The sequence below is a fragment of the Sphingopyxis soli genome (assembly GCF_018682675.1).
GTDB classification, from domain to species: domain Bacteria; phylum Pseudomonadota; class Alphaproteobacteria; order Sphingomonadales; family Sphingomonadaceae; genus Sphingopyxis; species Sphingopyxis soli.
Genome location: NZ_JAFMTR010000068.1, coordinates 1 through 21,326 on the forward strand (window position 1 = coordinate 1; position 21,326 = coordinate 21,326).

The 21,326-nt window shown below is 65.5% G+C and carries 28 protein-coding genes; 11 read left to right on the top strand and 17 right to left on the bottom strand.

Features of this window, described 5'->3' with window-relative positions; all coding sequences use genetic code 11:
- Positions 1–94: 94 nt before the first annotated feature.
- On the bottom strand, positions 95–1,066 hold the full coding sequence (locus J1N50_RS11035) for an NAD(P)H-dependent flavin oxidoreductase (RefSeq protein ID WP_215353510.1): 972 nt from the start codon (positions 1,064–1,066) through the stop codon (positions 95–97).
- 67 nt (positions 1,067–1,133) lie between these two features.
- Complete coding sequence (locus J1N50_RS11040) at positions 1,134–2,024, bottom strand: AraC family transcriptional regulator (protein WP_215353511.1); 891 nt, start codon at positions 2,022–2,024, stop codon at positions 1,134–1,136.
- 136 nt (positions 2,025–2,160) lie between these two features.
- Between J1N50_RS11040 and J1N50_RS11045 the strand changes: the two genes are divergently transcribed.
- Positions 2,161–2,916: an SDR family oxidoreductase gene (locus J1N50_RS11045; RefSeq protein WP_215353512.1), complete on the top strand. Its 756-nt coding sequence runs from the start codon at positions 2,161–2,163 to the stop codon at positions 2,914–2,916.
- Between the two features lie 219 nt (positions 2,917–3,135).
- On the opposite strand, the gene J1N50_RS11050 is transcribed toward J1N50_RS11045, so the two are convergent.
- Both J1N50_RS11050 and J1N50_RS11055 read right to left on the bottom strand, forming a co-directional pair.
- The gene (locus tag J1N50_RS11050) at positions 3,136–3,630 is read right to left on the bottom strand and encodes a hypothetical protein (RefSeq protein WP_215353513.1); all 495 of its coding nucleotides are present in this window, start codon (positions 3,628–3,630) and stop codon (positions 3,136–3,138) included.
- Between the two features lie 59 nt (positions 3,631–3,689).
- Positions 3,690–3,848 carry a hypothetical protein gene (locus J1N50_RS11055; RefSeq protein ID WP_246553391.1) on the bottom strand — a complete coding sequence of 53 codons (159 nt, stop codon included), beginning with the start codon at positions 3,846–3,848 and terminating at the stop codon, positions 3,690–3,692.
- 18 nt (positions 3,849–3,866) lie between these two features.
- On the opposite strand from J1N50_RS11055, the gene J1N50_RS11060 reads away from it, so the two are divergent.
- The gene (locus tag J1N50_RS11060) at positions 3,867–4,049 is read left to right on the top strand and encodes an SRPBCC family protein (protein WP_215353514.1); all 183 of its coding nucleotides are present in this window, start codon (positions 3,867–3,869) and stop codon (positions 4,047–4,049) included.
- Here the strand turns inward: J1N50_RS11060 and J1N50_RS11065 are convergent, their stop codons facing one another.
- The 3 genes from J1N50_RS11065 to J1N50_RS11075 form a co-directional block, all read right to left on the bottom strand.
- Complete coding sequence (locus tag J1N50_RS11065) at positions 4,050–4,844, bottom strand: arylamine N-acetyltransferase family protein (RefSeq protein ID WP_215353515.1); 795 nt, start codon at positions 4,842–4,844, stop codon at positions 4,050–4,052. It lies immediately after the preceding gene.
- On the bottom strand, positions 4,841–5,296 hold the full coding sequence (locus J1N50_RS11070; protein ID WP_215353516.1) for a nuclear transport factor 2 family protein: 456 nt from the start codon (positions 5,294–5,296) through the stop codon (positions 4,841–4,843). Before J1N50_RS11070 ends, J1N50_RS11065 begins: the two co-directional genes overlap by 4 nt.
- 67 nt (positions 5,297–5,363) lie before the next feature.
- Positions 5,364–5,987, bottom strand: coding sequence for a TetR/AcrR family transcriptional regulator (locus J1N50_RS11075; RefSeq protein ID WP_215353517.1), 624 nt, complete (start codon positions 5,985–5,987; stop codon positions 5,364–5,366).
- An 80-nt stretch (positions 5,988–6,067) separates the two neighbouring features.
- Here J1N50_RS11075 and J1N50_RS11080 point away from each other — a divergent pair, with 80 nt between their 5' ends.
- Positions 6,068–6,745, top strand: a complete 678-nt coding sequence (locus J1N50_RS11080; RefSeq protein WP_215353518.1) for a DUF6445 family protein — start codon at positions 6,068–6,070, stop codon at positions 6,743–6,745.
- Positions 6,746–6,754: 9 nt separating this feature from the next.
- Here J1N50_RS11080 and J1N50_RS11085 read toward each other — a convergent pair whose 3' ends face one another.
- The 7 genes from J1N50_RS11085 to J1N50_RS18030 all read right to left on the bottom strand — a co-directional run bounded on the left by J1N50_RS11085 (position 6,755) and on the right by J1N50_RS18030 (position 10,413).
- Entirely contained in the window at positions 6,755–6,949 is a 195-nt protein-coding gene (locus J1N50_RS11085; protein WP_215353519.1) for a hypothetical protein, read from the bottom strand.
- A gap of 28 nt (positions 6,950–6,977) precedes the next feature.
- Complete coding sequence (locus tag J1N50_RS17965; RefSeq protein ID WP_281414833.1) at positions 6,978–7,112, bottom strand: hypothetical protein; 135 nt, start codon at positions 7,110–7,112, stop codon at positions 6,978–6,980.
- 151 nt (positions 7,113–7,263) lie between these two features.
- On the bottom strand, positions 7,264–7,527 hold the full coding sequence (infA, locus tag J1N50_RS11090; RefSeq protein ID WP_058457547.1) for a translation initiation factor IF-1: 264 nt from the start codon (positions 7,525–7,527) through the stop codon (positions 7,264–7,266).
- 2 nt (positions 7,528–7,529) lie between these two features.
- Positions 7,530–7,736: a cold-shock protein gene (locus J1N50_RS11095; protein WP_093508668.1), complete on the bottom strand. Its 207-nt coding sequence runs from the start codon at positions 7,734–7,736 to the stop codon at positions 7,530–7,532.
- A 255-nt stretch (positions 7,737–7,991) separates the two neighbouring features.
- A complete protein-coding gene (locus J1N50_RS11100) occupies positions 7,992–8,924 on the bottom strand; it encodes a hypothetical protein (RefSeq protein WP_215353520.1) in 933 nt (310 codons plus the stop codon).
- A gap of 84 nt (positions 8,925–9,008) precedes the next feature.
- Positions 9,009–9,908, bottom strand: coding sequence for an ImmA/IrrE family metallo-endopeptidase (locus J1N50_RS11105; RefSeq protein WP_215353521.1), 900 nt, complete (start codon positions 9,906–9,908; stop codon positions 9,009–9,011).
- Between the two features lies 1 nt (position 9,909).
- On the bottom strand, positions 9,910–10,413 hold the full coding sequence (locus tag J1N50_RS18030) for a helix-turn-helix domain-containing protein (protein ID WP_343227866.1): 504 nt from the start codon (positions 10,411–10,413) through the stop codon (positions 9,910–9,912).
- On the opposite strand from J1N50_RS18030, the gene J1N50_RS11115 reads away from it, so the two are divergent.
- A complete protein-coding gene (locus J1N50_RS11115; protein ID WP_215353523.1) occupies positions 10,384–10,605 on the top strand; it encodes a DUF2188 domain-containing protein in 222 nt (73 codons plus the stop codon). The genes J1N50_RS18030 and J1N50_RS11115 overlap by 30 nt on opposite strands.
- A 27-nt stretch (positions 10,606–10,632) precedes the next feature.
- On the top strand, positions 10,633–11,565 hold the full coding sequence (locus J1N50_RS11120) for a hypothetical protein (protein ID WP_215353524.1): 933 nt from the start codon (positions 10,633–10,635) through the stop codon (positions 11,563–11,565).
- A gap of 3 nt (positions 11,566–11,568) precedes the next feature.
- Here J1N50_RS11120 and leuA read toward each other — a convergent pair whose 3' ends face one another.
- From leuA to J1N50_RS11135, 3 genes are all read right to left on the bottom strand, one after another.
- Positions 11,569–13,233: a 2-isopropylmalate synthase gene (leuA, locus tag J1N50_RS11125; protein ID WP_215353525.1), complete on the bottom strand. Its 1,665-nt coding sequence runs from the start codon at positions 13,231–13,233 to the stop codon at positions 11,569–11,571.
- Between the two features lie 261 nt (positions 13,234–13,494).
- Positions 13,495–13,983, bottom strand: coding sequence for a rhodanese-like domain-containing protein (locus J1N50_RS11130; RefSeq protein ID WP_215353526.1), 489 nt, complete (start codon positions 13,981–13,983; stop codon positions 13,495–13,497).
- A gap of 73 nt (positions 13,984–14,056) precedes the next feature.
- Complete coding sequence (locus J1N50_RS11135; protein ID WP_425516938.1) at positions 14,057–14,467, bottom strand: hypothetical protein; 411 nt, start codon at positions 14,465–14,467, stop codon at positions 14,057–14,059.
- 141 nt (positions 14,468–14,608) lie between these two features.
- On the opposite strand from J1N50_RS11135, the gene J1N50_RS11140 reads away from it, so the two are divergent.
- The 6 genes from J1N50_RS11140 (at position 14,609) to J1N50_RS11165 (ending at position 21,314) form a co-directional block, all read left to right on the top strand.
- On the top strand, positions 14,609–15,094 hold the full coding sequence (locus tag J1N50_RS11140) for a YHS domain-containing (seleno)protein (RefSeq protein ID WP_215353528.1): 486 nt from the start codon (positions 14,609–14,611) through the stop codon (positions 15,092–15,094).
- Positions 15,095–15,575: 481 nt separating this feature from the next.
- Entirely contained in the window at positions 15,576–16,163 is a 588-nt protein-coding gene (locus J1N50_RS11145) for a hypothetical protein (RefSeq protein ID WP_246553393.1), read from the top strand.
- A gap of 293 nt (positions 16,164–16,456) precedes the next feature.
- Positions 16,457–17,350, top strand: coding sequence for an OmpA family protein (locus J1N50_RS11150; RefSeq protein WP_215353530.1), 894 nt, complete (start codon positions 16,457–16,459; stop codon positions 17,348–17,350).
- Positions 17,351–17,775: 425 nt separating this feature from the next.
- Positions 17,776–19,014 (top strand): glycosyltransferase family 4 protein, encoded by a 1,239-nt coding sequence (locus J1N50_RS11155; RefSeq protein WP_215353531.1) that lies wholly within the window; start codon positions 17,776–17,778, stop codon positions 19,012–19,014.
- 243 nt (positions 19,015–19,257) lie between these two features.
- Positions 19,258–19,626: a BlaI/MecI/CopY family transcriptional regulator gene (locus J1N50_RS11160; protein WP_215353532.1), complete on the top strand. Its 369-nt coding sequence runs from the start codon at positions 19,258–19,260 to the stop codon at positions 19,624–19,626.
- Positions 19,623–21,314: a M56 family metallopeptidase gene (locus tag J1N50_RS11165; protein ID WP_215353533.1), complete on the top strand. Its 1,692-nt coding sequence runs from the start codon at positions 19,623–19,625 to the stop codon at positions 21,312–21,314. Before J1N50_RS11160 ends, J1N50_RS11165 begins: the two co-directional genes overlap by 4 nt.
- Positions 21,315–21,326 lie beyond the last annotated feature (12 nt).

A 21,326-nucleotide genomic window follows, 5' to 3' on the forward strand; every position in this document is an offset into this window, starting at 1 on the left:
AGCCCATGGATGCTGAAACGAGTTCAGCATGACGAGAATTGAAAGGCTGGAATCCACCCCAAAACCGTCATCGCCGACAGATCGGCGGCGGGGCTCAAAGGCGCACCTTCGCCTCCAGTTCGCGGCGGGCGGCGAGGTATTGCGCCTCGAGTTCGGCGACGAATTCGGCGACCGGGCGCACCGCGGAGACCGAACCGATGCCCTGTCCCGAACCCCAGATATCCTTCCACGCCTTCGCCTTGGTATTGCCACCCGAACCGAAGTTCATCGTCTTGAGGTCGCCCTCGGGCAGGTTGTCGGGGTCCATGCCTGCAGCGACGATCGACTGGCGAAGATAATTGCCGTGGACGCCGGTAAAGAGGTTCGAATAGACGATGTCGGCCGCGCGGCCCTCGACGATGCCGTTTTTGTAGCCCGGATCGGCGTTGGCTTCGGCGGTGGCGATGAAGGCGCTGCCGATATAGGCTAGGTCGGCACCGCACGCCTGCGCGGCAAGGATCGAGCGGCCGTGGCCGATCGCCCCCGACAGCGCAATCGGACCGTCGAACCATTCGCGGATTTCCTGCACCAGCGCGAACGGCGACTGGCGGCCGGCGTGGCCGCCCGCACCCGCGGCGACGGGAATCAGGCCGTCGGCGCCCTTTTCGACCGCCTTGCGCGCGAAGCGGTCGTCGATGACGTCATGGAGCGTGATGCCGCCCCAGCTGTGGACCGCCTGGTTGAGTTCCTCGCGCGCGCCGAGCGAGGTGATGGTGATCGGGACTTTCCACTTGGCGCAGGTTGCGATGTCCTGCTCGAGCCGGTCGTTCGATTTGTGGACGATCTGGTTGACGGCATAGGGCGCCGAAAGGCGGTCGGGATTGTCGCGATCCCACGCGGTGAGTTCCTCGGTGATCTGGTGGAGCCATTCGTCGAGCAGCGACTGCGGGCGCGCGTTGAGCGCGGGAAAGCTGCCGACGACGCCGGCCTTGCACTGCGCGATGACGAGTTCGGGCCCCGACACGATAAACAGCGGCGAGCCGATGACGGGCAGGCGCAGGCGGTCGAAGATCGGGGGAAGGCTCATGAATCACACTCTCCGGTTGCGGTTTGAAACTTACCTTAACGTAAAGGGAAGGTCGCGCAAGAGGGGATCAGGCCGCCGCGAGGGTGCGGCCCCGGGCGATTTTCATATCCTGCACGGGCGGGAGTCCGAACATCCGGCGATATTCGCGCGTGAACTGGGGGACGCTTTCGTAACCGACCGCGAAGGCGGCGCTGCTGGCGTTTGCACCCTCCGCCAGCATCGTCCGGCGTGCCTCGATCAGCCGCAAATGCTTCTGAAACTGGATCGGCGAGAGCGAGGTGACCGCCTTGAAATGCTGGTGAAAGGAGGAAGGCGACATGCCAGCGGCCGCGGCCAGCCGCTCGACCGCGATCGGCTGCGCATAGTCGGTACGCAGGATCGCCACCGCGCGCGCGATGCGGGGAACGTGGCCGTCGGGCCATCCGAGGCGGCGGATCGCCGCGCCATGACGGCCGGCGAGCAGCCAGTAATGAATCTCGCGCACCAATTGCGCCTGCAGCACCGGCACCGACTGCGGGCGGTCGAGCAGCCGGATCAGCCGCGCCGCGGCGTCGGCGACCTCGCTGTCGGTGGCGCCGATCCGTACCGGCGCTTCGTCGACCGGCTCGACCGCGTTCATCTCCGCCGACAATTCCGCGATCACGGCGGGGTCGAGTTCGAGCACGAAGGAATAATAGGGCGCCGCGATGCTGGCGCGCGTGATCTGGCTGACGGTCGGGACGTCGGCCGTGATCAGCAGCGATTCTCCGGCGCCGAAGGCGAAGCCCTGCGTCCCCATGGTCACATGTTTCGCGCCCTGAACGACGAGCGCGACCAGAGGGCGCGAAATCGCATAGCTGATATCGCTGGGCGCCAGCGCGCGGATCGTCGAAAGCCCGGCGATCGGCGTCGGGGCGACGCCATCGGGCCCGACATGCGCATCGGTGTAGCGGCGGACGGCCAGAAGGAGATCGTTCATGGCATCGTCATAGCAGCCTTTGCCCGGACCTGCACGGGCTTTGGAGGATCAGGCAAGAATTGGAAAGGGCGAGGCAACACGGCCCCCGCCTGGGCGGCCATAAGGATGAGGCCAACCAAGCCAAGGAGTGAAGACCATGACCAAGATCAGCCTTATCACCGGTGCCAGCCGCGGTCTCGGCCGCAACATGGCGCTCAGCATCGCCAGGCGCGGCGGCGATGTCGTCCTGACCTATCATAGCAACGCCAAGGCCGCCGACGCCGTTGTTTCGGAAATCCGCGCCATGGGCCGTAAAGCGGCGGCGATCCAGCTCGACACCGGCATGGTGTCGGCTTTCCCCGGGTTCGCGGAGAATCTGGCAACCATTCTTCGCGACGTCTGGGGCCGCGACACGATCGACCATCTGGTCAACAACGCCGGCCATGGCGACTATGCCCTGATCGGCGAGACGACCGAAGCGCAGTTTGACCGGCTGGTCGATGTGCATTTCAAGGGCGTCTATTTCCTGACGCAAACCCTGTTGCCGATGATCGCCGACGGCGGCCGGATCGTGAACCTGTCGTCGGGCCTGACGCGCGTCGCCTATCCCGGATATGCGGCCTATGCCGCGGTCAAGGGCGCGATCGAAGTGGTGACGCGCTATCTGGCGAAGGAAATCGGCAGCCGCGGCATCGCGGTCAACACGGTGGCGCCCGGCGCGATCGAGACCGATTTCGGCGGCGGGGCAGTGCGCGACAACCCCGAACTCAACGAACAGTTCGCCGCGATGACTGCGCTCGGCCGGGTCGGCCTGCCCGACGATATCGGACCGATGGTCGCGAGCCTGCTGTCCGAGGACAATCGCTGGGTCACCGCGCAGCGGATCGAAGTGTCGGGCGGTCAGGGCATCTGATTCAGGGCATCTGATCGGGCCACCGATTGCGGTGCGCCATGGGGCGCCGGGTCATCCCGGCGCCCCTAGAGCGCGTTCGGTTCTGATTGAATCAAAACCGGCACTCCAGATTCTTGTTTTGCCGTGTTTTCCGAGTCGCCAGGTGATTCCACCAGCGGGGGATGCAAGTTCGGATCGGCCGGCGATGGATCCCCGCCTGCGCGGGGACACCAGGGCTTCTCAGGCCGCAGCGCGTTTGCGGCTGGCCCGGAAGGCGAAATAGCCGAGGGCGAGCATCGCGATCAGCAGCGAGCCTTGCGCGGCGGCGAACGGCGGCTCGTTGCCGTTGGGAGCAAGCGCGTTCAGCGCGGGCACCTTCAGGAACGACTGGACGACCAGCACGAACAGGTTGAGCCACAGGCCGATCGTGGCGGCGATGGCGTAGATCGCCCCGGCGCGCCCGGCGAGCTTGCGGCCGTACCAGGCCCAGAGCGCGACCGCGAGGATCAGCGTCGAGAAGATGCCCACACCGAGCGCGGGGGTGAAGGCGACGATCGGGAATAGGAAACCGGTCAGGCTGGTGAGCAATGTGAACCACAGGAAAATCACGTTGGCGCGGGGCAGAATGTGGCCGCGGGCGAAGGCGGGGAGGGCGATCAGGCCGGCGACGATGCCGACGAAGCTGATCAGGACATGCAGCGTGGTGAATTGCGGAATGGTCAGACCGAGGATCATGGCACGTCTCCTTTGGAAAGAGAGGAGGCGCGGTTGGGGGAGCCCGCGCCTCCGGTGTATCAGCTGTTGATGAAGTCGAGAAGGTCGGCGTTGAACCGGTCCTGATGGCTGACCGTCAGGCCGTGGTCGGCGCCCTCGTGGATCTTCAGCGCCGCATGCCTGACGATCTTGACGGTCGAGCGCGCCGTGGCATCGAGGCGCCCGACGAATTCCCGCACCGGGAGGATTGCAGGCGCGTGACTTCGTTTATCGAACTCGAACCTGCCGGCGATGCGACGCGCGTGCGACTGACGTCGACCGGCTATCCGGACAATGAGGGCGGCCGGGCGCTGCTGTCTTTCTTTGCCAAGGGCAATGCGGCGACGCTCGACGCGCTGCGCCGATCGTTCGCCAAGCCCGAGGACCTGCCGGCGCCCTGACTATCCGAGCCGCGCCCAGATCGCGGCGGCGTCGGCCGGATCGAGCCCGAAGCGGTCGCGGAGCGCGGCGGCATAGCCGGCCTGGTCGGCAAGCTCGCGCCGTTCGGTGCCGCCGGCATTTGTGCGCATCAGCGCGGGACCGACGAGAGAGTCGAGGCCGTTCGGGCCGTAACGCTGGATCACGACATTCTGGCGGAAGGGCGAGCCGGGGTCCGACTGCAGCCATTGGCACGCCCCCTCCAGCAGCGCCTCGTCGCGGACGTCGGGGGAGAAGTCGAAGCTGGGCGGCAGCACATCGGACTGGTTGTGGAAGCGCCACCAGCCGTCCGCCAAAGGGCGCAGGCCGAAGGTCGCGTGGCGCTGGACATAATCGCCCTCGGCAAAGGGGATCGGTTCGACCAGCCCCGACCCGAGTCCGACGTCGGCGAGATAATCGCGATCGAGATGAACGATGAGCAGGAGGTGATTGCCGATGGCATTCTCGCCGAGCTGTTCGCGCATCACCCCCGCCGCGAGATGTGTCACCGAAAAGCCGATCGCCTCGAGCATCCAGCCGAACAGCCCGTTCATCTCGTAACACCAGCCGCCGCGGCCGCCGGTGACGATCTTGTCGAACGCGGCGCGCGGGTCGCGGGTCGTCGGGCGGCCGAGGAAGCAGTCGATGCACTCCCACGCGACGCTGTCGACATGCGCGCGGTGAAGCGCGGTCAGCGTTGCGAGATCGGGGCGCACGTCGCCCACGCCCCCGATGCGCGCCAGATAGGCGGCGAGCTGCTCGGGCGTCGCGCCGGTCATGCCGCAACCTCGTCGCACGCCCCGACGCCGAGCTGCGCCTGGATCGCGGCGAGGTCGCACCAGACCTGTTCGCTGCGGATCAGGTCGCCCTCGAATTCGAAGACGTGAAGCATCCGGAAGGTCACGCTGCCGGTGCGGCCGTCGCACAGGAAGATCGAACCGTCGATCACGCGCCCCTGCCACAGCACCTCGTCGACGACGAAATCGGGGCCATAGAGGCGGCGAACCGGCGTGACCTGTTCCCCGGCGAGCGCGTCGAACAGACGGCGGTAGAAGGCGCGCGCGGCGTCGCGGCCGCGGATCGGGCCGACGGGCGAGGGGACGACATGGTGCGCGGCGTCGGGGGTCAGGCTGGCGACGACGGCGTCGACATCGTCGGTCGCCTCATAGCGGAAATGATCGTCGATGAGCTGGTCGATACGCTCGCGGGTGAGGGCGGGGGCGGGACTCATGGCGCAATTCTCCTGGAACAATGGCGCACCTATATTGAGACTTGCGTCTCATGTAAAGATCAATATCTCACGCTTCTGCCTTGAGCGCCGCGGCGAGCAGCGCTTCGGCCGCCCAAGCCAGCGTCGCGCGCGCCTCGACGTCGTCGGCGCGGCAGACATCCTTCATCACGACGAGCGGTTCGATCCCCATCGTCAGCGCGAGCGCGGCGTGCAGCCGCCGCGCCTGCGCGGCCGGCAGCGCTGCGAGTTCGGGAGCAAGCGCGGTCGCGATCCAACGCATCCGCCGACCCTCGCGGACGTCCGGCGCCGCCTCACCCTTTTCGCGCGCGGTGAACCAGGCGTCGAGATAGGCGCGCAGCGCGGCGCGCATCGCGGCCTCCTCGGCGATCGCCGTGTCGAGGAATCCCGTCTGCAGCTTCAGCAGGTGCGCGCGGGCGTCGTCGCCGGGCGCGCGATCGAGCAGCGCCTCGACCGCGTCGGCGGGGCGATGCGCCGCGACTTCGACGAGCAGCGCGTCCTGTGTCGGGAAATAGCGATAGGCGGTCGCGCGCGACACTTTCGCCGCCGCCGCCGCCTCCGCGACGGTCGGGCGAACGCCGGTGCCGAGCAGCTTGATCGCCGCCTCGACAATCGCGCTGCGGGTGCGCTGTTTCTGGTTGGCGCGGGAGTCGTGTCCGGGTGAGATATTCATTTCGCCATGATACACCTGTCTCTCGATTCGCCAAGCCGCGCGGACTGGCCCTTCGCCCGTCCCGTCTCTATGCTCGGCGCATGACAACGGCGACGGTCCGGATCGGGAGTATCGGCGGGGAGGCGCAGCCGATTGCGGTCATCGAGGATTTCGCGCCCGATCCCGGCGCATTGCGCGCCTTTGCCGCCGGGGCGGCGTTCGGGCCCGCACGCAACCACTATCCCGGCGTCCGCGCCGCCTTGCCCGCCGCCTATCTTGCCGACCAGCTTCCGGTCATCGTCGCCGCGGTCGCCGATGCGTTCGGGCGGCGCGGCGCGGCGGAGGTGATCGATGCGAGCTTTTCGATCGTCTCGACGCCGCCCGGGGCGCTGGCGGTGCCGCAGCGGCTGCCGCACGTCGACGCCTTCGGCGCCGACCGCATCGCGCTGGTCCATTATCTCGACCCGGCGGGCGGCGACGGCACCGCCTTTTTCCGCCATCGTGCCACCGGGTTCGAGACGGTGACCGAGGCGCGGCGCGAGCTGTTCTTTCGTCACCTCGACACCGAGCTGCGCTATGGCGGACCACCGCCCGCCGCCTATGTCGCCGGCGACACGCCGCTGTTCGAATGCATTCGTACCGAGCCCGCGGCGTATAACCGCGCGCTGCTCTATCCGAGCTGGAACCTGCACAGCGGGGCGATTTCGCCCGGTGCGGCGCTGTCGGCGGACCCGCGGCGCGGGCGGCTGACGGTCACCGCCTTCCTGTCGATCGGCTGAGACGTCGGGTCAGACCTTCGCGGCGGCGATCGCCGCTTCCTTTTCGGCGCGCAGCTTTTCGGAATGGAGCAGCTTGTCGGCCATCGCCTGCCACGCCGCGGCGGCGCGGAGGTTGCGGTCGCGGACCTGGTTCAGCGGCGAGGCCTTGGCCTCTTCCGAACATTTGCCCGCCTGCGTGAGGTAGAATTCGATCGTGGCCGACATGGCTGCTTCCTTAAGGTTGGGCGGTCGATCAATCGACCATATCGGCGATCAGACGCCTGAGCTCGCGGCGCGACAGCGTCGGGCGGCGGCGGCGCGACGGGCTGGCCGTCTGCGCCTTGCCGGCCAGCGACAGCGCGGGCAGAGCAGGAAAAATAGAGTTCATATTCATAGGGATAGTCATCATCTTTATCTTTGATTTTACATGTTTGTTGGTTGGAAGCGGCGCGCGGTGCGCCGCCTCCCGGATCGGAGCCCGCGCCGTTTGCGCTGGCCCCTCATCTTAGGGCCCGCGCCGTTTGCGCTGGCCCTTCAGCTTAAAGCCCGCGCCGCTTGCGCTGGCTGGGCGGAACCGGCCCGCCCCCGCGTTCGCGGTAGACAAGGCGGCCCTTGCTGAGGTCATAGGGCGTCATCTCGACGCGCACGGCGTCGCCGACGACCGACCGGATGCGGAAACGCCGCATCCGGCCCGCCGTATAGACGATCACCCGATGACCATTTTCGAGTACGACGCCGAAGCGTCCGTCGGGCAGGATCTCGTCGATCTGCCCCTCGAACGTCATCAGTTCCTCTTTTGCCAAAATCAGGCCGACTGGAGGTTGATCGCCGAGACCTTGCCGTTGCGGCCGGTTTCGAGTTCGTAGGAGACGCGCTGTTCCTTGTGGAGCGTGTCCATGCCCGCGGCCTGAACCGCGGTGATGTGGACGAAGCTGTCGCCCGAGCCGTCTTCATTTTCGATGAAGCCGTAGCCCTTGTCGGTGTTGAAGAATTTTACGGTGCCGATGGCCATGGGGTGTTTCCTTTCACGAGAAACGGGAATCCACCGGCAAAAGCACCGGCGGAGCTGGTAGCGTGTGAAGGGAAGAGTCTGCCCCAAGGGGCCGTCAAATTCCGTCGCATGCGACGTTAGCCTTGCCGATATGGGCGGTTTTTCCTGAAAAGTCAAGGTTGGGGGCCGGGCGGGGTACGCCGCGGCGCAAAACGGGCACCAGAATCCACTCCTTTCGTCACCCCGGGTCAAGCCCGGGGTGACGATCGGGATGGGTTAACCGCTCGCGCTTTTGCGGACCGTCCCGCCTTCGAGCGCCGGGTCGTTGGCGGGGGCGGGGAGGGCGAAGAAGGCGCGGCGGGCGGCTTCGCCGGCCCGGTACAGCGGAGCGACCTCTGCCATGCGCCGCACTTCATAAAGTTCGAGCTCGTCGTCGTCGAGCTCGCGGGCATAGGCGGGATCGCCGAACTGCCCTTCCTCATAGCCGTAGAAGCCCTCGGGCGGCGGGAAGTCGGTGCGCCACTCCCCGGCGCGGTCGTCGAACCAGACGGTCATCGCCGCGGCGGCCTCTTCGGGCGTTTCGGGGGTTGGGCCATCGCCGTCGAAACCGCCGGAAATCTGCGCAACTTCACTCGCGATTGCATCGTCCGCGGACAGGGCGACGAGCGGGTTGGCGCGGTTGTCGCGGCCGGCGAGCCAGAGCGCGAGGGCGGCGTTATGCCCCTCGGCTTCGGCGTTATCCGCGTCCACGTCGAAAAGCGAGAGGAAGCCCGGCCAGTCGCCGGCGATGATCTGCGCCAGCATCTCCTCGCCCGCCTGCGCGCGCGTTTCGACCATCTTGTCGAGCCGCGCGAGCATCGCGAGGCCAAGGCGCGATTCGATGCGGCGGCGTTTGGTGAAGCTGCGGTCGTCCTCGCGGGTGACGGTGGTGATCTCGTCATGCCCCCAGATTGCGCGGTCGAGCAGCTCGTCGGCGAGCCGCCCGCGCGCGATCAGAATGGCCGCCGCCCAGCCGAGCCGGAACGCCGCGCCCTGCGGCTTGTGCCGAAGGTCGTAGGTCGCGCGCGGCGACATGCCGACCGAGGTGCTGGCGATCTTCACCGACCCGGTGGTCGCCAGGCTCTCCAGAAACGCGCGCTGGAGTGCGGGCGTCCAGTGATAGCTGCCGGGGGCGGGGATGTCGGCGGGATTGGGGGCGGCGTCGTCCATCGATTCGTCCTTTCGGTTGGGTGAAACCGTAAGAGTGAACCATATGGGTTAAATGTAGGAAGGGGAGATTTGTGTGTTGGAAACCTAGAATCGGTGTTTCGCTTCCATTCGGTCGCGATATCTCTCTTTTGCCGTTTTCCCTTCCTCAGGATCGTAATCCTCGTCGTCCTCGCTTTCCTCGCACCACAGCATGATCAGGGCGAAAGTGTCTTTTTGAAATAGGACTTGTTCATAAACTCGCGGAAGGCGCTTTCCCCATTCGCTTTCCAGCCAAAACTCGCTTCGGCCAATTTCCATTCTGGAGAGTGAACCGGGCGACGATGTAGGAACGTTGAGCCGCGGTAGCGTTGATCCGGGAGCAACACACAACTTTGGAAGCGTCGAGGAGCGGTAGATTCTCAGAATACGATTGTTGTGTGCTACTACGACGGCCACTCTGCCCCGGTGATGGGAAGCGTAGGCTCGAGCGGCCGCCTCCTTCGACACGTCGAAGTGTTCATGAATGGCAAGAGCCTGCTCCAAGTGCGGATTGCCAAAGCCGTTCATGAAGCGTCGCAAATGTGGGGGAGGGAGAAGAATTGCAGCAGCAAACCTGTTTGCCTCGGCTTCCATCCTTACTGCTCGGTCTTGTTGATTGTTCGACCACTTGTTGAGATCGCGAGCGGAGCAGAGAAACCCTTGAGGGGTTGCGGGTCTATGAGTGGGGATCAGGAAATGGCCAAGTTCATGCCCAATCGTGAAGCGCCTGCGATGTCGATTCATTCCCTTGCGAACAAGGACTATTCCGGAACTTCGAACGTCGTCAGTGATTAGGCCGCCTTCAAATCCCTCCGTTGTTAATTCTGCAATATCTTGAATGTCGAGCTGCCGCGCTAGATCTTCGATTGGCACAGGTATTACGAGACTTGGCTCGGCCTCCAATATCTTGCCTGCCAATCCAAGGGGTGAGCCTGTTCCATCTAGATCCAGCCGCGTGACCTGCATCCTACTCCCGACGTTTAAGGCGCTCCATCATTATCTTTATTGTTTCCCGATCATTTTCGGATAGTTCTTTTAAATCTCGGAACATTGCAAGCACTTCTGGCTCATCGCCATCAGAGTCAGCGCTCTCTCCGATCAACTCGGCAACGCTGGTGCCAAGGGTGTTGGACAGCTTCACCAGTAGTTCAATCGTCGGATTTTTCGCCCGCCCCGTTTCTAAATCCCAAATGTGCGCTTTTGATGCACCAACTTTGGTCGCTAAGTCTTGGAGCGACATCGCATTTTTAATTCGAAGTTCTTTAATTTTATTGGCCAGCGCCATGATTACTCCCCAGCGGAATCGGCATTGGCCGAAACCGCTGCGCGGTTTCGGCCACCAGACGGTATCGTACCACGTGAGTTGACAGCGCGCAACCGTACGGATATAACAGTACGTAATCGTCGGCAATCGTGCCGCGGGATGTTTGGGAATGAGCGTATGGGAAAGAACCAACATGTGGTTCCGCATGGCGATGGCTGGGCCGTTCGCGGTGCGGGCAATGAACGGGTGACATCCACTCACCGCACCCAAGCCGAAGCGCAGGCTGCGGCTAGGGAAATCGCGATCAATCAGAGGAGCGAGGTGGTGATCCACCGCCCCAATGGTCAGATCAGGGACAAGGACTCGTACGGGAACGATGACTTCCCGCCGCGTGGATAACTAGGGCCGCCGAAAGGCGGCTTTTTTTTGGAGATTTTTGAAATGCGAATTGGTCGAAAGAGAGTTCGAAATATCGATCTTTACTGGGGCGTTGTGCCTGAGGGCGAAGGCTTCCGCCTCATGTACGAGATCGAAAATCCCGATGAATTGACGCGCATGGGTCTGAGCGAAGATCCCGGCGCGGGCGAGACGATCTTGCCGTCCATCGTGGGGCCCATTTCTCGTTTTAATGCTGAGGGTCGTTGGATCGCTCGGCGCGATCTGCCCAGAGAGATGAGGTATATTCGCACCATCAGTTGGTCCTGGACCACGTGGGATGGCACAGAGCACACCGAGCACAAGGACATCACTCGCCTTTGTTATCAGCGTGATTTGGTTTCGCCGCCGAGCGTTGAATTGACTTACGTTGAGAATGACACGCAGCGCATAGTGATGTCCGACGTTCTTTACCGCTCAGTCACTCATCGCGATCGTGCATTGCATACGATCAACCTGTTCCTCGAACTATTCGGTTCGTGCGAGATCGCTACGGTGCAACTGGACCGCATCGTCTTGCCTGCAATTCGGAAAGCGAACTGGAAGCTGCTTCCCACCGGAAAATATCCTTGGGAACAAATCCAAGAGCACGTCGACCAAGCCACTGCACGCATGAACCCCAAATCGCGCGAGATTGTTCTTGATCGACAGAAGGCGCTTGAAGACTTCGGTCCAGATGAGCGTTGGGTCGGCGAAGGCGGGTTCGACGACTATATGGCTTACGTTTTTCGGGGCGACGGCATTATCGTCCTTGAAAGCCTCCGAAGGGACAACGCCATCTACGTCTTTACGGGCGATTGGCGGCCTATTTCGAAACTTACCAAGGGTGAAATTCTGAGGGAGAGCCTTCACCACGCTCGGATTGTGCACTCCGAAGGCTGGAAGGGGCGCTTGGCCGCGCTGTTCAGAAAGCGTGCAGCCTAGCTGCTAAGCCCCATTCGCCGCGCTAAGTATCGCCCGCACGCTCGCCGTCGCGACGTCGGTATCCAGCCCGCACCCGAACAGGCTCTTGCCGTCGGCGGTGCGGCATTCGACGTAGGCCGCGGCCTGCACATTGCTGCCCTGGCCGATCGCGTGCTCGCTGTAGTCGACGATGTCCATCACGGGGCCGCCGCTTTCGCGGAGCGCGGCGATGACGCTCGACATCAGGCCGTTGCCGCGCCCGCTGACGCTGCGGGGGGTGCCGTCGATGGTGAGCTTGCCGGCGAAGATGCGGTCGGCGCCGCTGTGCGTTTCCGACCAGTCGACGAGCTGGAAGCGCTTGGCTTCGGTCGTCAGATACTGGCGTTCGAAGGCGTGCCAGATGTCCTCGGCGCCGAGTTCGCGGCTGGTTTCGTCCGCCAGCGCCTGGACGACATGGCTGAAGCTCGCCTGCATCTTCTTGGGCAGTTTCAGCCCCTTGTCCTGTTCGAGCACCCAGGCGACGCCGCCCTTGCCCGACTGGCTGTTGACGCGGATCACCGCTTCGTAGCTGCGCCCCAAGTCGGCGGGGTCGATGGGCAGATAGGGGACTTCCCAGCGCTCGTCATTCTGGCGCTCGCGCGCGGCGAAGCCCTTTTTGATCGCGTCCTGATGGCTGCCCGAGAACGCCGTGTAAACGAGCTCGCCGCCATAGGGGTGGCGCGGGTGGACGGGCAGGTTGTTACAATATTCGACCGTCTGGATGACCTCGTCGATGTTCGAGAAGTCGAGTTCGGGATCGACGCCCTGCGTGTACAGGTTGAGCGCGACGGTGACGAGGCAGGTGTTGCCGGTGCGCTCGCCATTGCCGAACAGGCAGCCCTCGACGCGGTCGGCGCCCGCGAGCAGGCCGAGCTCGGCCGCCGCGACGCCGGTGCCGCGGTCGTTGTGGGTGTGCAGGGAGATGATCGCGGTGTCGCGGTTCGGCAGGTTCTTGCAGAAATACTCGATCTGGTCGGCGTAGATGTTCGGCGTCGACGCCTCGACCGTTGCGGGGAGGTTGAGGATGATCGGGTTCTCGGCCGTCGGCTGGAGGATCTGCATCACCGCCTCGCAGCATTCGATGCTGAAATCGAGTTCGGCGGTCGAGAAGGTTTCGGGGCTGTACTGGAAGCGCCAGTCGGTGCCGGGGAGGCGCGCGGCATTGTCGCGGAGCTGCTTCGCGCCCTCGATCGCGATGCCCTTGATCTCGGGCATTTCCATGTTGAACACGATCTTGCGCCACGCGGGGCTGACCGCGTTATAGACGTGGACGATCGCGGTCTTCGCGCCTTCGAGGCTGTCGAAGCTGGTGCGGATGAGGTCGGCGCGGCTTTGCGTCAGCACCTGCGGGGTGACGCCCTCCGGGATGCGGCCGCCGCGGACGAGGCCCTGGATATAGTCGAAGTCGGTCGCGCCGCTGGCGGGGAAGCCGACCTCGATCTCCTTGAACCCGCACTTGACCAGCAGGTCGAAGAAGCGGGTCTTTTTCTCGGCATCCATCGGGTCGATCAGCGACTGGTTGCCGTCGCGCAGGTCGGTCGAGAGCCAGATGGGCGCCTTGGTGGTGACGCGGCCGGGCCATTCGCGGTGGCTCAAGGGAACCTGCGGGAAGGCGCTATATTTGACCGAGGGGTCGCGGAGCATGGTCATGGGGTGTAAACTTCTTCTGCGGAGTTGGTGTCGCTTGTCGATCGGACCCTTGAGCGGGTGGCCGCGACAGCTGCGCAGCCAGTGTCACGCCCAAGGGCGTGTAAGTCGCAGAAGAAGAAGGGCGTTGCCGCGCATGGGGGTGCCAATGATGCAAAATGTCGCGCTTGGCAAGGGGGGAGTGCGAAAATTGCGTGGCTGCCACCCTTCCGTCATCCCGGCGAAGGCTGCGACGACGAGGGTGGCTTGGGCCGCCTGCTCCGGTTACCCCGTCACCCACTCGACCTTCGGATCGCGCAGATCGACGACGTCGGCGAGCTCGGCGACGTTGGGATAGCCATAGCCGACGAGGTTGATGAAGGTCTGGATATTGAGTGCGAGCGCGGCCGCCTTGACGGGCACGGGGCTTTGGTTGTTCGAGAAATTATTGTTGCAATAGATGAGGATGGGGCGGTTCGCATCGGGACCGATCACCGCCGCGAGGCTCTCCGCCGTGAAATCGGTGAGCGGCAGGTTGACCGCGCCCGCGATATGCCCCGCGGCAAAGGCGTCCTTCGAGCGCGCGTCGAGGAGCAGGGCGCCAGGCTTCGCGGCCTCGGCCTTGAAGCGATCGAAGGCGAGCAGGCGGTCGGCGCGCTGCGGCGCGACGCGGGCGGTGAGCGTCTGGAACGCGGGATAGTCGATCTGGGGGTTGGCCTGCGCCAGCGCAGGGGTGGCGACGAGCGCCGCGGCGACCAGCAAGGCTTTGCGCATGATTTCCTCCCTTGAAGAGCGGCGACGTTATGCGCGCGCCATGCTGGCTCTGCGATGAATGCGGCTTGCTGCCTCAGGGGGTTCCGGCGCGGCGCGCCTCGAACCATTGGCGCAGCGCCGCGGCGGCGCAGCCGGTGAAGCCGTAGCTGCCGACGGGCGAGCAGCTGTCGGGACGCGTCTGGCGCGCGACAGCGTCATACCCCTCGACCTTCGACGCCCACGAGCCTCCGCCGGCGGGCGCCTCCTCATTCTGGTGGCGCAGATCCTTGGGTACGCGGTAGCGGTCGGATTCGGGCTGCTGCGCGCAGACGACGATTTCGTCGCCCGTCGTCTCGGGGCAGGGATCGTCGCCATAGGTGTAGAGGATCGACGTCCTTTGCGGTGGAGACCCGGTCTGCGCGAGATCGTCGTCCTGCGCGTGCGCGTGCGCGGGCGCGGCGAGCGCCGCGAGGAGGAGGATCGCATAAGGGGCAGGTGTCTTCATCGCGCGCATTCCCTGATCCCCGGAAGATAGGGGTTAACACGTCAAGATGAACGCCAGCCGAACCGGGGCCGCGCCAAGCGGGTGTAACCGTGCGCCATTTTCCGGCGAACTGGCGGCATAATGTCTGTCGGAGTCGGTCCCATGAAGAAGCCATTTCTGTTCGCGCTGCTGGCGGCGGCGGCGCTGCCGCTGTCGGCGGCGGCGTTCACCCCCCATGCCTGGGCCAAGCCGGTCTATGTCGGGGTCGAGGGCGGCCATATCGCGGTCAGCGGCTATGATGCGGTCAGCTATTTCGAAGGCGACGGCGTGCCGGTGAAGGGCGACGCCGCCTTTGCCGTCGAGCATGACGGGGCAATCTATCATTTCGCGAGCGCGGCGCATGCCGCGATGTTCAAGGCCGATCCCGCGGCCTTTGCGCCGCAATATGGCGGCCATTGTTCGTGGGCGATGTCGCGCGGCTATCTCGCGCCCGGCGACCCGCTGGCCTATGCCGTGGTCGGCGGCAAGCTGTACCTGAATTTCAACCAGGATGTGAAGGCGAAGTGGGACCAGGACCGCGCCGGCTTCATCGCCGCCGCGGAGAAGAATTGGGCGGTGATCCCCGATGATGCGAAGTTCGGGGGGTAGGGGATCGGTTCGGGTTGGGTTGGGGAGCGGATGTTCGATCCTCCCCGCTTGCGGGGCGGTGGCTGCGCCCTTCGATTGTCTTGCAGGCGCTCAGGATAAACTGCGTCTCCGGCGCAGCGCTGACGGAGGGGCTCGCGTCGTGCCGCAGCGCCGCTTCAGGACGCCAGCCCCTCCACCGCCTTCGGCGGTCCCCCTCCCCGCAAGCGGGGAAGATTTTGTGGCAGCACATTCGACAGCCGGTCGAGCCGACGACAGGCGGCCGCCTTGCCGGGTGCGCCCGCGATCCCGGGGCGAGCCCCTTCGGTGAAAAGGCCGCTTCGGAGAGAAGCTCGCCCGCGCTCCGTTCGTCCCGCCGTTGCCACGGCTCGACCGAACGGGGGTATTTTCGGGCGCGCTGGCGCGTTTGACGGGCATCGCAAACCCCATGCATTCCCGATGCAATCCAAGGAGAAAGCCCGAAATGCGCAAATATGCAGGCCTGATGACGTCCCTCTCCCTCGCCCTTGCCGCCACGACCGGCACCGCCGCGCTGGCGCAGGCGCAGCCTGCCGCGTCGACCGTCAAGCTCGACGTCGGCGCGAAAGTCCATGATTCCGAAGGCGTCGAACTCGGCCCGATCGCCAGCAACGACGGCAGCGTCGTCGTGGTCGACTTCGGCGGCCGCCAGGCGGCGCTGCCCGCGAACGTCTTTGCCCAGACCGACAAGGGTCTGGCGATCACGATCACGGCTGCGCAACTGACCGCTGCGCTCGACAAGCAGGCCGCCGACGCGGCGGCCGCGCTGGAAACCGCCCTGGTGCCGGGCGCCGAAATTCGCGGTGTCGGCGGCACGTCGGTCGTCGGCAAGGTGAAGTCGGCCGATGCCGACGGCGTTGTCGTCGCGACCGACAAGGGCGAGGTGCGCGTGCCGCGCAAGGCCTTCTTCCTGACCGAAAAGGGATTGGCGATGAGCTTCAGTGCCGACCAGTTCGCGGCGGCCGTCGCCGAAACGGCGGGCGCGTCGGCAGCGGCCGACACCGGCGCCGATCCGGCGCCGGCGAACGAACCGGCGCCGACCCCGGCGGGGTGATCGCCCGCCAGCGGACCGAAAAGCGCGGGAGCCCACGGTTCCCGCGCTTTTTTTTAACAGCCACCCGCCTGCCGCCAACTACCGGGGACTCGCCAAGCCTAGGGCGTTGGTCTTGTTGCGAAAAGCGACGGCAGGCGCGGATTTCCGCCGTAATGAGCGGGCAGGCGATCCTCGATTAGCCGTGCAAGGCGCCCGACGACCCGCGCAACTTTCGCCGTGGCCGCGAGTATTCCTGTGCCAGAAGGGGTCATGCGAACGCGCGTGCCCCTGCCACCCCGTTGAAGGAGTAGCATATGGGTGCCGTTTCGAAGAGTTCCGGAATTTTGCTGACACTGGCGATGCTGGCCGCGCCCGCGTCGGCCAGCCTTGCCGCGCAGGAGTCGCAGGACACCGCACAGGGCACGGCGGGCGGCGATGCTGTCGCGACCGTCTATGCCCAGATCCCGCCGCTGTCCGAGCTCACCGAAGGGCCGAAGCTCGAGGGCATGATCTCGGCGCGCAGCGGCAACCGGATGCAGGTGACGGCGGCCGACGGCACCAACACCGTCATTTTCCTGAGCGAAAGCACCAAGGTCAAGGCGAACGGCGGCTTCCTGGGCCTCGGCAGCAGCAAGATGGCGACGAATGCGCTGCTCAACGGGCTGCCCGTCACGGTGGAGACTCTGCAGTGGGACGGCGGGCTGGTCGCGAACCAGGTCGTGCTGAAGAGCAAGGATCTGCGTACCGCGAACATGATCCGCACCGGCACCGACCAGCGCTTTGCCGAGCAGACCGCGGCGACCGAAGCGCTGCGCGGCCGCATGGGCGACATCGACAAATATAATATCAAGAGCACGACGAACGTGAACTTCGACTCCGGCAAGGCCGTGCTGTCGGAGCAGGCGAAGGCCGATCTGTGCGCCACCGCGAGCCAGGCCGAGGGCATGGACAATGCCCTGCTCCTCGTCGTGGGCTACACCGATTCGGTGGGCAGCGAGGAATATAACCAGGTCCTCAGCGAGAAGCGCGCCGGGCGCGTCGTGAACTATCTGCAGCAGGCATGCGGCTGGAAGCCCTATCGCATGTTGACCCCGACCGGGATGGCCGAAGCCGACCCGACGGCGGACAACAGCACCCCCGAGGGCAAGGCGCAGAACCGCCGTGTCGCGGTGAACGTGCTGGTCAGCAAGGGGCTCGACGGCCTGTAAGGCGCCTTTTCCGGGTCGCAGACGAAAGGCGCGAGGAGGAAGCTTCTCGCGCCTTTTTCGCGCGCGCGGGCCGGACGCTGCCGATGACGGGATCAAAGCATCCGGGGGGCGGGGCCTTTCGGCCGCTCCGCCCCCCGTTTGCGTCGGGGGCAAGTGGGGATTTCCGGAGTGGGGGCAGGGGACATCAGGGACCAGACTGATGTCCCCCACCGCTCCATTGAGCGGAACACTCGGGAACATCTTATACCATACAAGGCGCGTGCCAATTTTCGGGCAACGGCGATTCCGGCGGCACACGCTGGTTAGCGATTCCTTACCGGGGCGCGGGGGTGTCAAAAATCCCGACAGCTGGCGCCATCCCATATTGGTCCAATTGTCCGGCGCGGGTGTTGGCAGGGCTGCACGACAGAGATAGACAGTCCGCAATGAAAATCTTCTGCGCTCTTGGGCCGGGCAACATCGTCGCCGACGCGATGCGCGAGGGCGGCATTGCGGCCGGCGTCACCGGCTTTTCCTTTTCGCAGCAACTCCGCCGCCTGCTTGTCGCCCACGGCATCACCGGCGTACTGGTCACCAGCAACGCGGACGCGGGCAGCATCGAACAGGACGGCCTGACTTTCCGAAACCTGCCGCGCCGCGGCGAGAGGGCGACCGGCCCCGGCTTCCATCTTTCGCGTATTTGGTATGGCGTCCGGCTTGCCGTCTATGCACGGCGCATCGGGGCCGATTTGGCGATCATCGATTCCGGATCGACGCATTATTTCATGCTTGCCCTGTTCAAGTTGCTCGGCATCCCGGTCGCGGTGAATTTTCACAATGTGCGCTGGCCGAACGGCTTCGAGCCGCGGGGAACGCTCAAGAGACTTATCCGGAAGCTGGATTCGTGGTTCTTTCGCCATATTGCCGCCGGGGCGATGGGCTGTTCGCCCGAATGCGGCGTGCAGGCCCGCTCCGACGGCGCCGCGCACCTGCCGTATTTCGGATGGACGTCGCAGTTTGCCGCGAGCGATCCCCATCCCGCCGATCCGTTCGCGGATCCCGCCTCGCCATTCAGGCTGCTGTTTTCCGGTCGTGTGGAACGGAACAAAGGGGTATTCGATCTGCTCGCGATGGCGCAGGCGCTTCGCGATGCGCCGGGGCGCGCCGTATCGATCGACGTTTGCGGGGACGGCGGGGCGCTGTCCGAGCTTCGCGCCGAGGTCGATCGGCTCGGACTGGGAGACTGCGTTACGCTGCGCGGACGCCTCGAACGTCGCGAACTCGATGCCGCCTATCATGATTGCCACGCTCTTATCGTGCCGACCCGCGGCGACTTTTGCGAGGGCATGCCGCTTGTCTGCGCCGAGGCTGTCCTTACCGGCAAGCCCGTCATCACCAGCAGGTTGTCCAATGCGCTCCCCGTGATCGGCGAATGTATCCTGGAAGCTGTGCCCGAGAATATCGACTCTTATCTTGCTGCGATCCGAACGCTGGCCGGCGATTCCGCCACCTATGCCCGCCTCCAATCGGCGTGCGCCTCCGCCTCGGCCCAGTTTACCGAACGATCGCTTGGATATGCCGCGGCGGTCGACCGGTTGATCGCGAGCATCTTCTCGGCGCACGTTCCGCTTCCCGACTATGACGGGCTCTATGACGCGGCGCCGGTCGCGAATGCGGTCGCCTAGCGAGGGGGGCCAGCACCGAGCGAAGCGCGCGGCTTTCGCCGAGCGGTTCCGCGCGATCGCGCTGGCGCGGGTCGTCTTCGCCACTGCCGACTTTTGTTCCGCGGCCTACATGGCGCGCCGCTCGCTATCGATGGTGTGGTGACAGCTGCATCGGGTGCCGTTCATCTTGTTCATGAAGCATTCAGCCGATTGACTACATTTGTAGTCGCGTTGCAGATCAACGCCTAGAGGAGGGGTTCCACCATGGCGGAAAGAGCAAGCGATTCCGAAATGCAGGTGCTGTCGGCGCTGTGGGACAAAGCCCCGCAGACCGCGGCCGACCTGACCCAGCGTATCGGCAAGATCAACGGATGGACGCAGGCGACGGTGAAGACGCTGCTGGCGCGGCTGGTCCAGAAGGGCGCGGTCACGGCGGAAGCCGACGGGCGCCGCTATCTCTATAGTCCCGCGGTCGAGCGCGCCGACGCGGTCGGCGAGGAATCGCAGCGCTTCGTCGACCGGCTGTTCGGCGGGCGGGTGAGCCCGCTGATCGCGCATCTCGCCGAGCGCGAGGCGCTGTCGGACACCGACATCGCCGAGATCGAAGCCCTGCTGCGGAAGCTCAAGTCATGAGCGCCGCGATGATCATGCAGGTCTGGGGCGACACGATGGTCGCCACCGCCGCGCTCGTCCTTGCGGTGCTCGTCATCCGCAAGCCCTTTGCCCGCCATTTCGGCCCGCAGCTCGCCTATACGTTGTGGCTCGTCCCCGCGCTGCGGCTGGTGCTGCCGCCGCTGCCCTTCGCCGATCCGGCGCCGGTGGTGTCGTCGGCGGTGCCCGCCGACGTGGTGCTGATGGAGGTCGTCGACGCTGCCCAGGCGGTCGGGACGCCGGTCGCCATTCCCGAGGCGAGCTGGACGCTTGCCGATGCGCTGCCCCTGCTGTTCGTGCTGTGGGCGCTGGGCTTCGTCGCGGTGCTCGTCAGCGCGGCGCTGTCGCATCAGCGATTTCGTGCCGGGGTGTTGGACGGAGCGGTCGAGCTCGAGCCGCTGGGCAGCATCCGCCTGATCATGACCGACGCGGTCGACGGGCCGGTCGCGTTCGGCCTGTGGCGGCGCTTCGTCGCGGTGCCGCACGATTTCTTCGCGCGCTACGCGACCGAAGAGCGCGCGCTGGCGATCGATCACGAGCTGTCGCACCATCGCCACGGCGACTTGTGGGCGAATGCCGCGGCGCTGCTGCTGCTCGCGGCGCAATGGTTCAACCCCCTTGCCTGGCGCGCGATCCGCGCCTTCCGTTTCGACCAGGAGGCGGCGTGCGACGCGCGCGTCCTGACGATGACCGACACCGCCCCGCGCAATGTGCGGACCGCGCGCTATGCCACCGCGATCGCCAAGGCGGCGGTCGGATCGCGGCTGTCGCTCGCGGCGCCGATGGCGGTCCACGACAATCTGCAGGAGAGACTGACGATGCTGATGCAGCAGGATATTTCGAAGAAGCGCGGGCTGGTCGGCCGGCTGCTCGTCGGCGGTGCCGCGGTGGCGGTGCTGGCGACGACCGCGACGCTGGTGCCCGCTGCGACCGCGAGCGTGCAGGCCGATGCCGAGGCCGCTGCGCCGCCTGCACCCCCCGCCGCGCCCGACGCGCCGCTGCCGCCCGAGGCTCCGGCGGCGCCCGATGCGCCCCATGCGATGATCTTCGCCGAGCAGCACGACGGCGACGCTGCCGAAAAGGACGGCAAGAAGCGCGAGGTTCACCGGATCGTGATCCGCCAGGACGGCGATGGCGAGGGCAAGCCCGCGGTGATGCTGGCGCCCGCCGACGGCAAGTATAAGCGCGTCGAGATCCGCACCCCCGGCAGCCTGTCGCGCGACGATGTGCTTGCGACGCTCAAGGAGCAGGGGATCGGCGGCGCGCAGGCCGAGGCGATCGCCGACAAGCTGGAGGCGAAGCGCAAGGAACGTATCCGCACCGTGATGGCGCCGATGCCTCCGATGCCGCCCCTGCCGCCGATGGTCGCGCATGGCGCGTGGCAGAGCTTCGATGGCAAGGCGATGGTGATGGGCAAGTGCGGCGACGGGTCGAAGACCGCGCCGATCGTCAACCGCGAGGAGGTCGACGGCAACAAGCGCCAGCACATCTATATGATCCGCTGCGGCGACACCGCCGAAAGCAAGGCGGCGCGGCTGGCGGCGCTGAAGAAGGCGCGCGACGGCTTCATGAAGGCCGAGACGGCGCGCGGCCTGTCGGAGAACATGCGCGCGAAGGTCGCCGCCGACCTCGACAAGGCGATCGCCGATCTCGAGAAATCGGGCGACTGAGGCCCGACCATC